This is a genomic window from Roseofilum sp. (genome assembly GCF_982964205.1).
This window is the reverse complement of the sequence record NZ_CEZBFX010000128.1, coordinates 1-13,319: the sequence shown is the minus strand read 5'-3', so window position 1 is coordinate 13,319 and position 13,319 is coordinate 1. Positions and strand designations below refer to the sequence as shown.

10 protein-coding genes are annotated in these 13,319 nt (G+C 44.1%); 6 read left to right on the top strand and 4 right to left on the bottom strand.

All coding sequences use genetic code 11. The features are described 5' to 3' along the window. Window positions 1-562: 562 nt before the first annotated feature. Window positions 563-778: a hypothetical protein gene (locus AC3A14_RS21350; RefSeq protein ID WP_318734823.1), complete on the top strand. Its 216-nt coding sequence runs from the start codon at window positions 563-565 to the stop codon at window positions 776-778. Window positions 779-830: 52 nt separating this feature from the next. On the opposite strand, the gene glmM is transcribed toward AC3A14_RS21350, so the two are convergent. After that, window positions 831-2,279 carry a phosphoglucosamine mutase gene (glmM, locus tag AC3A14_RS21345; protein ID WP_318734819.1) on the bottom strand — a complete coding sequence of 483 codons (1,449 nt, stop codon included), beginning with the start codon at window positions 2,277-2,279 and terminating at the stop codon, window positions 831-833. 370 nt (window positions 2,280-2,649) lie between these two features. Here glmM and AC3A14_RS21340 point away from each other — a divergent pair, with 370 nt between their 5' ends. The 4 genes from AC3A14_RS21340 (at window position 2,650) to AC3A14_RS21325 (ending at window position 6,478) form a co-directional block, all read left to right on the top strand. Further along, window positions 2,650-4,278, top strand: a complete 1,629-nt coding sequence (locus tag AC3A14_RS21340) for a S8 family serine peptidase (RefSeq protein WP_318734816.1) — start codon at window positions 2,650-2,652, stop codon at window positions 4,276-4,278. An 85-nt stretch (window positions 4,279-4,363) separates the two neighbouring features. After that, entirely contained in the window at window positions 4,364-4,987 is a 624-nt protein-coding gene (locus AC3A14_RS21335) for a Uma2 family endonuclease (RefSeq protein WP_318734813.1), read from the top strand. Between the two features lie 143 nt (window positions 4,988-5,130). After that, on the top strand, window positions 5,131-5,526 hold the full coding sequence (locus tag AC3A14_RS21330) for a VOC family protein (RefSeq protein ID WP_318702172.1): 396 nt from the start codon (window positions 5,131-5,133) through the stop codon (window positions 5,524-5,526). Between the two features lie 169 nt (window positions 5,527-5,695). After that, window positions 5,696-6,478, top strand: a complete 783-nt coding sequence (locus tag AC3A14_RS21325) for a hypothetical protein (RefSeq protein ID WP_318734810.1) — start codon at window positions 5,696-5,698, stop codon at window positions 6,476-6,478. On the opposite strand, the gene AC3A14_RS21320 is transcribed toward AC3A14_RS21325, so the two are convergent. From AC3A14_RS21320 to AC3A14_RS21310, 3 genes are all read right to left on the bottom strand, one after another. Further along, complete coding sequence (locus AC3A14_RS21320; protein WP_271939369.1) at window positions 6,455-7,171, bottom strand: HAD-IA family hydrolase; 717 nt, start codon at window positions 7,169-7,171, stop codon at window positions 6,455-6,457. The genes AC3A14_RS21325 and AC3A14_RS21320 overlap by 24 nt on opposite strands. Before the next feature lie 18 nt (window positions 7,172-7,189). Then, the gene (locus tag AC3A14_RS21315) at window positions 7,190-8,383 is read right to left on the bottom strand and encodes an NAD(P)/FAD-dependent oxidoreductase (protein WP_318702170.1); all 1,194 of its coding nucleotides are present in this window, start codon (window positions 8,381-8,383) and stop codon (window positions 7,190-7,192) included. A gap of 217 nt (window positions 8,384-8,600) precedes the next feature. Further along, entirely contained in the window at window positions 8,601-9,866 is a 1,266-nt protein-coding gene (locus AC3A14_RS21310; protein ID WP_318734807.1) for an aspartate aminotransferase family protein, read from the bottom strand. Window positions 9,867-10,195: 329 nt separating this feature from the next. Here AC3A14_RS21310 and AC3A14_RS21305 point away from each other — a divergent pair. Next, the coding region (locus tag AC3A14_RS21305; RefSeq protein ID WP_487779149.1) for a type I polyketide synthase at window positions 10,196-13,319 on the top strand (3,124 nt) is incomplete at its 3' end.

Genomic DNA, 13,319 nt, shown 5'->3' with positions numbered 1-13,319 from the left:
TAGGGAATAGGGAATAGGGAATAGGGAATAGGCTTTTGGTACATAGCTTTGAGAATTCAACACTGTCCCTCATAACAGCGCAAAGCGCTGTATACAAGATCTTCATAAATAAGGAGGAAATTGGAACTTCCCTTCTTGAATCAGGCGATCCTCCGATGGGTGTTGCATCTGGTCTAATTCAATTGAATAACATTTCTATTCGAGCGCTCGAATCAATGCTGCTTCAGATAGAATCAACCCAATCAATTGATGGTGTAATACCAAATCCGGGTAGTACAGGTAGAGATGGATAGCAAGAAAATTGGGATTAGAACAGCATCTGTTTATTTTCTATACTATTCGGATTTGGTATAATAAACTGTCATGAACCTGGGGTGGTAAAGGTAATTCATCCAGACGGTTTTGAATTATCAGGGCAGGGATCGGTGATTGAAAACTTCCTAGAACTTGAAGAGTGCCATGTTACAATTCTCGGAATTCACCATGAAATGTATGAAAAGCTATTCCTACATCACATTGAAAAATACCGAAATAATTTCAAATACATACATCTAACTAAGCGATGAACCTTGACAAGATAGATCGTCAAATACAACTCCTAAAAAAATCCGATAAGCATGGCGAGAATAAGTGGTTTATTGCCATGCTAGAAGCTATTCGAGGTTTCATGCTTGAAAATTCAGAGCAGGAAAAATTTATCCTTAAAAAATCAACTAATTTCTATCCCAACGATTTCAGAGTATACAGCACGACAAGATTTAGGGAGTCTGGCGATTAATTAAGTGCAGGCTCATAGGGAAATGATATGAGCATCAGACTCCCTTTTTTTTCTAAACTAAATGGCGCTGTACGGCTTGCACCAAGTTGTCTGTCCAATGGAGAGCCAAATTATCTTGAATCGCTTCCACCATTACCCGAACGACAGGTTCAGTCCCGGAGGCTCGAACCAGGATGCGTCCTTGGTTTCCGAGAGCTTCAGTTGCGTGGGCGATCGCCTCTTGCAGGGGTTGGCACGTATGCCAATTTAAACGAGTATGGCGGTCTTCTACCCGCACATTTTTGAGGAGTTGGGGATAGGGTTGGAAGCTTTGGTTGACCAAGTCAGTGAGGCTCGTTCCCGACTGACGGACAATGGCGGATAGGTGCAGGGCGGTTTGTAGACCATCTCCGGTTAAACTGTAATGGTGGCAAAGAATATGACCGGACTGTTCGCCACCGAGCATGGCCCCACTTTTTACCATTTCCGCATGAACATGCTGATCTCCCACAGCAGTCCGTACGAGTTTACCCCCCAGTTTTGCCCAAGCATTTTCAAAGCCTAAATTCGCCATCACGGTGGAAATAATGGTTTGGTTGGGGAGTTTTTGGGCATGATGCAGAGTACATCCCCAGAGATAGAGAATATAATCGCCGTCTACCGGTCTGCCCTCGGAGTCTACGGCAATGACTCGGTCAGCATCCCCATCAAAGGCAAATCCCAGGTCAGCGTTATGTTCTTGAACCGCTGCTTGCAGGGAAGCCAGATGAGTTGAACCACAGTTAACATTAATGCGATCGCCGTCTGCTCGGTTGTGTAAACAGATCACCTCTGCTCCCAAATCCTCAAATACCCCAGGCGCAACGGGAACCGCAGCCCCCCACGCTAAATCTAAAACGACCCGCATTCCCTGTAAATTCAGGGTGTTGACCAACGGTTCATGTAAAGCGGTTGCATACTGTTTGAGCAATTCAGGGCGATGATAATGTTGTCCCCAGTGAGGAGGGTTGGTATAGGGGTGTGATTGTCCTCTGATCGCCGCCTCAATGTGTCCCTGAACCGTTTGAGATAATTTTGTACCATCTGAGCCAAAAAACTTAATACCGTTGTCTTCGGGGGGATTATGGCTGGCTGAGATCATGATACCGGCGATCGCCTCTGTCTCTGCCGTCAGATAGGCAACACAAGGAGTCGGACACAATCCAACATTCCAGACCTCTAGCCCTGCTGCCGTCAATCCGGCGGACAGGGACATGGCCAACATATCACTAGAATTCCGTGAATCTTGGCCTAAAATCACAATGCCAGAACCGATCCCTTGAGGGCGCAAAACGTGTCCCGCCCAAAATCCCAACTGAAGTGCAAAGGGAGCATTGAGCAAGTCCCCAGCTTTTCCCCGAATGCCATCCGTCCCAAATAGGCGAGAAGGAGGTAAATTGAGCGGGTTCCAGAGGGGATTGAGGGGTGAACTTTCTGGACTACTGGCGATCGGCGTTTGAGGTTTAGATAAAGATTGAACCATTTTTAAGAACACTCCACACAACACACTATCATTGGAGAATATCATAGGCGCTTTTGCTCTGCTTATGGGTCATAGATAACCAGTAATCGTAAAAGCGCTTTTTCTGCCCGGTTTAGGTTTGCCCTATTCTCTCACGCTCCCTAACCCAGGGCTAGATACTTAGTTTTTTTCTTCACTGGCAGACGGAAAAATCCGGATCGAGCGAGTCCAGAGCCTGATTTTTTTGACTAATTCGGTTCTATGGGTCACCTGCTAAAGGGGTAAGCGAGTTGTGAAGGGCAGACAAAAGTGCGATCGCCAAAATCAATTGGTAAATTAGGGATGAACCATCAAAAAAAGCCACACTACCCATCCATAGGAGTCATAACCGATGATCCGCAAGCTCAAATTAGTACTATTTACCCTAGCGATTTCTGGGTTGGGCATTCCGGTCGTTGCTTTCCCCCTGCTGCGCTCCTCAGTGGGAGATGCAGGAATTGAGGCTCAAAACTTGCATGATTTACCTTATAACTTAACGGGGAAAAAAATCGCCATTGGTCAAGTGGAAATCGGTCGTCCTGGGATGTTTGGAATTGATAAGAAAATTGACTCAAATCAGCCCATCACCCCCATGCGGGTATTTTTTCGAGATGCCTTTGCCGAACACAATAAGCATGTTGACCCCCATGCCCAAAATGTAGCCAGTGTGATGATTAGCTCGAATAAACAGTATCCTGGAGTAGCTCCGGATGCGCGGCTGTATTCCACGGCTGTCGGTTCTTTACGACGCAGCGGCCAAGCAGAGGAATGCCTCGCTTCTCAACATCTGGCGATGCAAAATAGTGGGGATTTGCGGGCAATTAATTTTAGTTTTGGAGAATCTTTGAATCAAGACCCCCGGCCGAATCCTCTACTCGATGGGAATGCACTGTTGACCCAATGTATTGATTGGTCTGCACGGGTGCATAATGTGTTTTATGTGATTGCCGGGAATCAGGGTCGAGGAGGAATTTCCATTCCTACGGATACCTACAATGGCGTGACGGTGGCATTCTCGAAGCTTTACAACGATCGCTATTCTAAAATTGATTTTGCCAATATTGGCGATCCAAGTTTGGGCAATCCCAGTCAGATTATTGGCTACGAAACCAATACCAATAATCGGCGCTCCATTGGTTTGGTTGCTCCAGGTCATCAGGTTCCTTTAATTAATTTAGATGGTACAGTGGGGTATTCGAGTGGCACGAGTTTTGCGGCTCCCCATGCAACGGCGACGGTAGCATTATTACAAGAATATGGCGATCGTCAATTGGCTCAGGTAAAAGCCGATCCCTTAAAATCCGAGCTTAGTCCCCCATGGACAATCCACGCTCGTCAGCAAGAGGTCATGAAAGCCGTATTACTCAATAGTGCCGATAAGATTCAAGATTTGGGCAATGGCTTCAATCTGGGTATGTCACGCACCTTGTACAATCAACAGCATCACTCTTGGCTCACTTCAGAAGCCTATTCTGATGCCCGCATTCCCCTGGATATTCAAATGGGAGCAGGTCATTTAAATGCCAGTCGTGCTTATGAACAGTTTAGTGCCGGTCAGTGGACTCCAGAGAATCCAGTTCCGGCGATCGGTTGGAATTATGACCAAATTGAGAACGCTGGCAGTTATCAAGATTATATTTTGCAAGAACCCTTACAGCAGGGGAGTATGCTCAGTGTTACCCTCGCTTGGAATCGTTTAGTAGAACTTCAAGACCAGAATCAAAATGAGGCGTATGATATAGGAGAAACCTTTGAAGACCGGGGACTCAATAATTTAGATGTATTTCTGATGCCCGCTGATTCTACAGATGTGCGCGATAGCATTGGATCTTCGATAAGTGATGTTGATAGTGTGGAACATCTATTTTATCGCATTCCCCACGCAGGCAGGTATAAAATTCGTGTCTACTATCGTCAGCAAGTGAATGAGGCAGAGCAACCCTATGCGATCGCCTGGTGGACAACACCAGTTAAAAACTAAGTCAATCATCATAGGGTGGGCAGGGCAAGATGGCTTATTCTCCTGCCCACCAACAACCCAGACCCATTTTTGATTTTTAATTGATATGACTTCCCTGGCTCCCCCTAGAGAATTAATTCACTTGTCCGGTATTAGTTGGCAGACTTACGATCGCTTACTGCAAGAATTGAGCGATCGCCGTTTACGCCTAACATACTATCACGGCAGATTGCAAATCATGGCTCCTTCCCCCGAACATGAACGGTACAAACGAGTTATCGGTAGGTTTGTAGAAACTCTAGCTGAAGAGTTAACCCTGAACATCGAACCCCTGGGTTCAATCACCTTAAAACACCCAGATGTTAGTGGTGCAGAACCAGATGAGTGCTTTTATATCCAAAACTTAAGCGCTATCGAAGGGAAAACTTGGATTGATTTGGCGATCGATCCTCCTCCAGATTTAGTCATCGAAATTGACATCACCAGCAGTTCCATAAACCGTCTACTCATTTATGCTCAATTAGGAGTCTCCGAGATTTGGCGCTATGATGGTGAGTCCTTTGAGATTTATGTATTGAGCGATCGCCAGTATCAGTTAGCCCAAGAAAGTTTAGCTTTTCCTGGTATTGAGATAACTCAAATCAGCCAATTTTTAGCCCAAGTGGGTAACCAAGCATATTTAGACATTATCCAAGATTTCCGCCGTTGGATTCAACGCCAACTCGATTAGAATTACAGCACTTTCTTCTGCTATGATGTACCTTTCGATCCCCTAAATCTCGCTTTTTCTGGCTGTCGCCAACTCAAAAAAGTGGGGTTGGGCGATCTCTTGTAGCCGAAATTGCTGTCTCTATTGTGCAATTGGGGTAATCAATGAAAATTATACAATCTTTGCATACCGCTATTTTAGTGTCAGACTTAGACAAAGCCGAACACTTTTATAGTAGCGTTCTCGGTTTAACCAAAATCGATCGGCAACTGAAATTTCCCGGTATTTGGTATCAGATTGGACACTATCAACTGCACTTAATGATGCAGCCTGACGTAGAAATTACTCGATGGAATCCGGAAAAATGGGGGCGCAATGCCCATATTGCCTTTGAAATTGATTCCCTAGAGGAAGTAAAGCAACAATTAATCGCCTATGGGTGTAACTTTAAACTGAGTTCATCCGGACGATCCGCCCTATTTACCCAAGATCCAGATGGCAATATTCTAGAGTTACAACAAATTTCGCGATCGTCCTGGGATGGAGAGATAGGGAGATAAGGAGGATGAAGACGACACGGGGAAGGAAACAATCCTGCTGTAGCTGAGGGGGTATTCCCCTACTCCTTTACAGGGTTTTATTAAGTAAAACTTAACTTACAGCACAAAGCGCTGTATCTTGAATTCTCTCAGATTCTTCCTCAATATGATGATCGCGCCCCTACCAATTATGCAATCGATTCTTTCCCAATTGCCTTCAGAAGCCCGACAATGGACTGAAGGCTTATCTTGGCAACAGAGAAGATATGTATTGTCTCTGTGTCATCTATTACTGTCTGCTCCATCAGAAGTGCAAGCCGAATTTTTGGATGAATATACGGCTGATGGTATTGTCGCTAAATTAGTTCAAGATCAAAAAACCAAAGAAAAAGTTGAACATTATTTACAGATCTTTCAAATTCCTAGGGTCTTGAATGAAAGACAATTAAGGATTTATATCCGGCAATTTTATATTCATTCTGCTCATGATTTACGATGTGAACCACAAATATTTCTCGAATCTGTATTGCAACTGGTTGTCGATCCACAGGAAAAGAAGAATGTATTCACTTACACTCTTGGATTTGAACTTTTGTTGATGATGTTTCGCATGAGTTGGCTACAACATGAACGACTTTATTTAATGCAAATCAATCAAGAGTGGTTTCTTCAGACGTATATTAAACCGATTCAATATACCCATAAAATCAACCATATTATTACGCCCAAAGATGAGCGTCTATTTTTTGCCAAGCGGAACTTTTTTGTCCAAAAGCCAGAAGTTTCGGATAAGAAAGCGTGGGAGTTGGTTATGGCGACATTTAAGACTGAAACAGTAACTAACTTAGGGTTTTCTGTCATTCGTCATCACAATGCTTTTATCTTTGACTCCGATTATATTTTTAGTGAAGAAGAAGAAATAGAAACTCCTTTAATGTCGGCTGTATCTCTAAGAGAAAGCCGTAGCTTGTAAACCCGACCAAACTTTGCCTTTCGCTACCTTAAATAATTCTGGATGTTGGGATTGACGTTGCAGCCAAATGGGAGAAAAACCGGCTTCAATTGCACCCAGATAATCGTCTTCGTAACTATCGCCAATATGCCAAGCTTGATGGGGTTTATAACCATGTTTAGCGAGGGCAGTATGGAAAATTTTGGAGTTCGGTTTAGCTACACTAACTTCTGTAGAAATGGTAATTGATTGAAAGAAATGCTGTAGACCTAGAGCATTGAGAACCTTATGTAAACGAGAATCAAAGTTAGAAATCACCCCCAATTCAATATTTTGATTTTTCCAGCTTAAGAGGGCAATTTTCACATCCGGATAAACAAACCAGGGATAGAAGGTAGAGAAATAATGATAGAGTTCATTGAAAAACCGATCGAAATCAGTAAACTGATCTATGACCTCAGATTGTTCAAAGGTAGCAAAGGCGATCGCCTTCCACCAGTCGAACTCATGGGACTGTAGCTCTTGACGATCGATGTCTGGAAAGGCGGCTGGTGGAGCTTTTTTAAAACTCTCGAAAAACGTGTGATCGATCAGATCGGCAGAAACTTGAACTCCAAATCCTTGTGCGAATTGGCTATAAATTTCTCCTACACTGCCGCGTACTCCAAAGAGCGTACCCACAGCATCTAAAAAGATAACCTTTGGTTTTGACATAGTGATGCCTTTGATGATCTAATTTAACATTATCTCTTGTAAGGGTTGGGTAAGCCAGTTAAAGGCGACTTTTAATTGATGGTTTAGGGTGGGCAGACGATAGAGATAAACGAGACGACGGGCAATATGGGCCAGGGGACCATCGAGCTGAAGTCCTAAACCTGTTAAGGTGGCATTATCGATACCGAGAGCCATCATTTCACCGAGGTGAGAATAGCGGACTGGGAGCAGGGGCCGATCGCATAAAGAGGCCCATATATTCCAGGCACAATAATCTGCCTGTTGAATGGCTGCTTGGGCAGTTTTTGGTAAGACTTGACCCTCAGCATCGCAACAGTCGGAAAGGTCGCCAAGAATGAAATAATGGGGATAATCGATCGCCTGTAGGGTGGCTGTCGTGGTAATCTGGCCGCGAGGATTCTTTTTCAGCTCTAGACCTTGGATACTCGGCGGAATTTGGGTTCCTACTGTCCACAACACTATATTGACGGGAATCGTATCTTCCTGACCTTTATACAATAGGGAGATGGAATCAGGGGCGATCGCTTGAATGGTGGTTTCTAAATCAATCCACACTCCTTTTTGTTTGAGGGCGGCTTCGGCTGCTTTGCGGTTAAACTCTGGAGAGTTGGCTAAAATGCAGTCCCCTTTTTCGATTAAACGAATGCGCCCGCGCTCACCCAAGCGATCGGCTAATTTACAAGCTAATTCTACGCCACTGTAGCCCCCGCCTGCGATCGCCACCCGAATGACCTCTTCTTCCGATGCGATCGAGGTTCCCAAACAGGCTTCTAGGCGATAGACATCTTCGAGTGTCCGAAAGGGAATGGCATATTCCTGACATCCAGGAACCCAAGTTAGGGGGGTTTCTCCGCCCAAAGCTAACACGATGCGATCGCCGTGCAGAACCTGTCCTGAGTCTAGGGTAACGTCTTGAGTCTCCAAATTAATTTGACTGACCTCTGCTTGGATAAATCTGACTCCAGTATCGGCTAACAGCTCTGCATAAGGGGGAGCAATTTCCCAAGTCTGCATTTCACCCGTAATCAATTCATACAATAGGGGCATAAACAAAAATCGGTCTTGGCGATCGATCAAAACGATCTCTGGTTTTTCCTGTCCCTCCCAAGACAACTCACTCAAACGTAGGGCAGTATACAACCCGCCAAAACCACCACCGAGGATACAAATGCGTGTAGATCGTTGTGACATAACAGAAGACTCGGACATCTACAAGAGAACTTCTTACAGGATACAGTGCTTCGCGCTAGAGAATAGAGCATATAGGTTGCAATACATCGGTGCATGAGAATTAGACTGTATTACAACTGATTTTCTGCCCACTGACGCAAGAAGTCTAACTTACATTATAGATAATGCGCATGTTGTAGGGGCTTTCTGGCCAGAAAGTCCCTACAGGAAATTGAGCTTATGCCAGGCTGGCGATCGCCTTGTCTACCTCAGTAACTGCCCGATCGACTTCCTCCGCAGACACAATTAACGGAGGCACAAAGCGCACTACTTTCGGCCCTGCGGGAACCAATAAAACGCCTTGTTCCATGGCTGTTTTGACAATTTCGATCGAGGTTAAAGGACTTTCTGCTTGCAGTTCCATGCCGTTAATTAACCCCCATCCGCGCACCTCAGCAATGAGCTGGGGATATTTAGCGGCGATCGCCCTTAAGCCTTTCCGCAGTTGCTCGCCCCGCTCTTGCACATTTTGAATTAACCGCTCTTGCTCCAGGGTTTGGCACACCGTTAGCGCTGCGGCACAAGCAAAGGGGTTACCGCCAAACGTGCTGGCATGGTTTCCAGGTTCAAACACATCGCAGAGCTGCTTACAGAGCAGAGCACCAATGGGAATACCGCCAGCCAACCCCTTGGCTAAGGTAAAGATATCTGGTTCAATACCCAAATTCTCATATCCCCAGAGTTTCCCCGTACGTCCCATTCCCACTTGCACCTCATCCAGAATCAGCAAAATTCCGGTCCGATCGCACAACTGGCGCAAGCGCAGGAAATACTCCAATTCTCCAGGACGCACCCCTCCTTCACCTTGCAAGGGTTCAAGTAAAATGGCAGCTACACGCCGTTCTGGGGCATCCAGGGAGGCGATCGCTTCTTTTACGGCTTCAAAATCGTTATAGGGCACATAGGCAAATCCAGGAACCAGAGGACTAAACCCTTTTTGATATTTGGCTTGACCGGTTGCGGTAACAGTAGCTAGGGTGCGACCATGAAAACTCGCTTTTGCCGTCAGGATAATCGGGTCTTCAATCTGCAATACTGTATGGGCATATTTGCGGGCTAATTTAATCGCACCTTCATTGGCTTCCGCACCAGAATTACAGAAAAAAGCGCGATCGGCACAAGAATGTTCGACTAACCATTTGGCTAATGCCCCTTGTTCTTCAATATAGTACAGATTCGATACATGGTGCAGCTTGCTAATCTGTTGTACGACTGTTTCCACTAAAGCGGGATGAGCATGACCGAGGGTACAGGTGGCAATTCCCGCCACAAAGTCTAAATACTCTCGACCTTGAGTATCCCAAACCAGGCAACCTTTTCCTTGTTTTAGGGCGATCGGAAACCGCCCATAAGTAGACATTACATACTGATTAAACTCTGATGGATCATAAGCTTTTTCTGAAACTGGGGGGGCATCAGTCGGGGTTAAAGTTTCTGGACTCACAGTTAGTTCCTCTAAATCAAAAAGAGACAGCATTATCAAGGGATTTGCAGTAACTTCAGTGCCCTAAAGTTAATCCCAAACATTCCATGGTAGCCTTGAAATTAAGTAATCTCTAGTTTTTGTCAATACTTCTTGACAATCAATTGTTAATTTTTGTTAAGAGGTGAGGAAAAAGGTGTTCTTGTGCTAAAGTGTCTCAAGATCCAGAATACAATTGCAACTCCATAGCGAAGCTATCCTATAGTTATCATTGTATTATTGGCTCTTCTAATGGGGATCGAAAATTAAATCAAAACGTTTTTCCAGTGCATCAGGAATCAGTTGAGTTTATGAAATATTCCATTGAACAGAAGAATGGTGCTGACATTGCAATTATTGGTATGGCTTGTCGGTTTCCTGGAGCTGATGACTACAATCAATATTGGGAAAATCTGGAAAAAGGAGTCAATAGCATAAGTGAAATTCCGTTCCAAAGGTGGGACCTAAAAAAGCATTATTCTCCTATTCCTAACCAACCGAATAAGACAATCAGTAAGTGGGGCGGATTAGTTGAAGGGATAGATGAGTTTGATGCCCAGTTTTTTAGCATCTCTCCCCGAGAAGCAAGAAAAGTAGACCCACAACATAGAATAATGTTGGAATTGAGCTGGTCTTGTATCGAAGATGCAGGGTACTCACTCTCTCAAGTTTCAGGAAAAGATATCGGTGTTTTTATCGGGGCGTGCAACTATGACTCTATTCTGTTGATGAACCAAAATCAAGAGAATGTAGAAGGTCATAGTGGAACAGGCACTTGGACTTGTATGATTCCCAACCGGATCTCTTCATTTTTTAACCTACATGGTCCAAGTATTCCGATAGATACAGCCTGTTCAAGCTCACTGGTTGCTCTTCATTACGCCCTGAAATCTCTCAAAGAATCAGAATGTGACATGGCATTAGTCGGTGGACTGAGCGTGTTATTTACTTCAACAACCTACATCCAGATGAGTCAATTGGGCATGTTATCGCCCACAGGACAATGTAGAACCTTTAGTAGTGATGCAGATGGTTATGTTAGGGGAGAAGGAGCTGGAGTCGTTTTATTAAAACCTCTCACCAAAGCTATAGAAGATGGCGATCGCATTTATGGTGTCATTCAAGGAAGTTCGATTAATCACGGAGGACAAGCCAGAACGATCACATCTCCCAATGTCTATGCCCAAGCCCAAGTCATTCGTTCCGCCTATAGCAAAGCCAATATTTCTCCCAATACAGTATCTTACATAGAATCTCATGGAACGGGAACACCATTGGGAGACCCGATAGAAATTAATGCCCTGAAAAGAGCCTACAGACAACTTTATCAGGAGTATGGAATTGAAAAAACGGAGAAATCCTACTGTGGGATAGGAGCAGTCAAAAGCAATATTGGGCATTTAGAAGGAGCAGCAGGAATTGCGGGATTAATCAAAGTTCTATTAGCAATGAAGCACAAAAAACTGCCCCGCATAGTGAACTTCAAAGCCTTAAATCCACGCATTAACCTTAAAGATACTCCATTCTATATGCTAGAGGAAAATCAAGAGTGGAAGCGATTAAAAAATGAATCGGGAGAAGAGATTCCGAGACGTGCAGGTTTAAGCTCTTTTGGGATCGGTGGCGTTAATGCTCATGTTGTATTGGAAGAATACCGAGAAACAGTCAAAGTTGATAGCAATCTCGAACGTCCAAAACAGATTTTAGCCTTATCAGCGCAGACAGATCCAGCCCTGAGAGAGCTGGCAACAAAATACCAAACTTATTTAGCATTCAACCCTGAAGAATCACTACAAAATATCTGCTTCAGTGCCAATACGGGGCGGACACATTTTGCCGAAAGATTAGCCATAGTAGCAGAGTCAAACAGCGATCTACAGCAAAAAATAGCCGATTTCCTTCAGAATCATGAAAGAACTGGCGTGGTAAGAGGAAAAGCAGAAAGCCAAGAGAAAGAGATTGCTTTTCTGTTTACTGGGCAAGGGTCTCAATATGTGGATATGGGACGACAGTTATATGAGACTCAACCCCGATTTCGGGAAAGTTTAGACCAATGCAATGAAATCCTAAAAGAATATCTAGAAATTCCTCTATTAGAAGTTATCTATTCTCAGTCAAATGCTTCTTTATTAGATCAAACTGCTTATACGCAACCCGCTTTATTTTCTCTAGAATACGCCCTAGCTAAATTATGGGAATCTTGGGGGATTAAACCCAATGCAGTTATGGGACATAGTGTGGGAGAATATGTGGCAGCTTGTGTAGCAGAAGTTTTCAGTTTAGAAGAGGGTCTAAAATTAATCGCCATGCGGGGAAGACTGATGCAACAGTTGCCTTCGGGTGGAGAAATGGTGTCTTTGTTAGCATCAGAATCTCAAGTCAGAGAAGCGATCGCACAATCGAACTCCCAAGTAACAATAGCCGCCATAAATGGGCCAGAAAGTATAGTGATTTCCGGGGAGAGTGCGGCGATCGCAACCCTCTGTCGTCAATTAGAAACAGAAGGAGTTAAAACCAAGCCACTACAAGTATCCCATGCTTTTCATTCGCCCCTAATGGAACCCATGTTACCTGAGTTTGAAGCAGTGGCTCGGGAAGTCACCTATAGTCAGCCTCAAATACCCCTCATTTCTAATGTCACTGGTGAAAAAATAGGTGCAGAAATTGCTACTCCTGACTATTGGGTTCGTCATATCCGACAACCTGTAAGATTTGCTCAAAGTATGAAAACGCTCAGGGAAGAAGGTTATCAGATATTCTTGGAAATTGGGCCCAAACCCGTATTATTAGGGATGGGTCGTCAATGTATACCAGAAGATATCAGTATTTGGCTACCCTCCCTACGTCCTGGGGTAGATGAATGGCAACAGATCCTCTCAAGTTTGGGGACGTTGTATGTACAAGGTGCTAAAGTCGATTGGTCAGGTTTTGATCGAGACTATTCTCATCAGAAAATAGAATTGCCCACTTATCCATTTCAGCGAGAAAGATATTGGGTAGAACCGCCTAGAAATCAAGAGCAGAATAACAGGAATACGAATCCAAGTTTAAATTTAGCTCTTGAACGACTAGATCGACAAGCCGATCTAGAGGAATTCATTCAAGAACTGAATTCATTTGAAGAATTGACAGAAGAAGAACAGATAGTATTGCCTAAGCTGTTAAAGCTTTTAAAAACCTGGAATCATAAAACTCTGCAAAATCAACGCGATATCGTAGGGGACTATTATGATGAATTGGCTTCTTTTATGGATGAAGAAGCCATTTTGAACTATATTCCTTTGCCAGGAATTATCAAAGGATTCTCATGGGTTCTATTTGCCAAATTAAAAACACAAGGAAAATATCAGGAATTAGCATCGACAGCCCAGCAAGAAATCAGAAATATAGGTTGGCAGAAAGTTGACTTTTCTGCTTGTCAGAAAGTTCTAGATA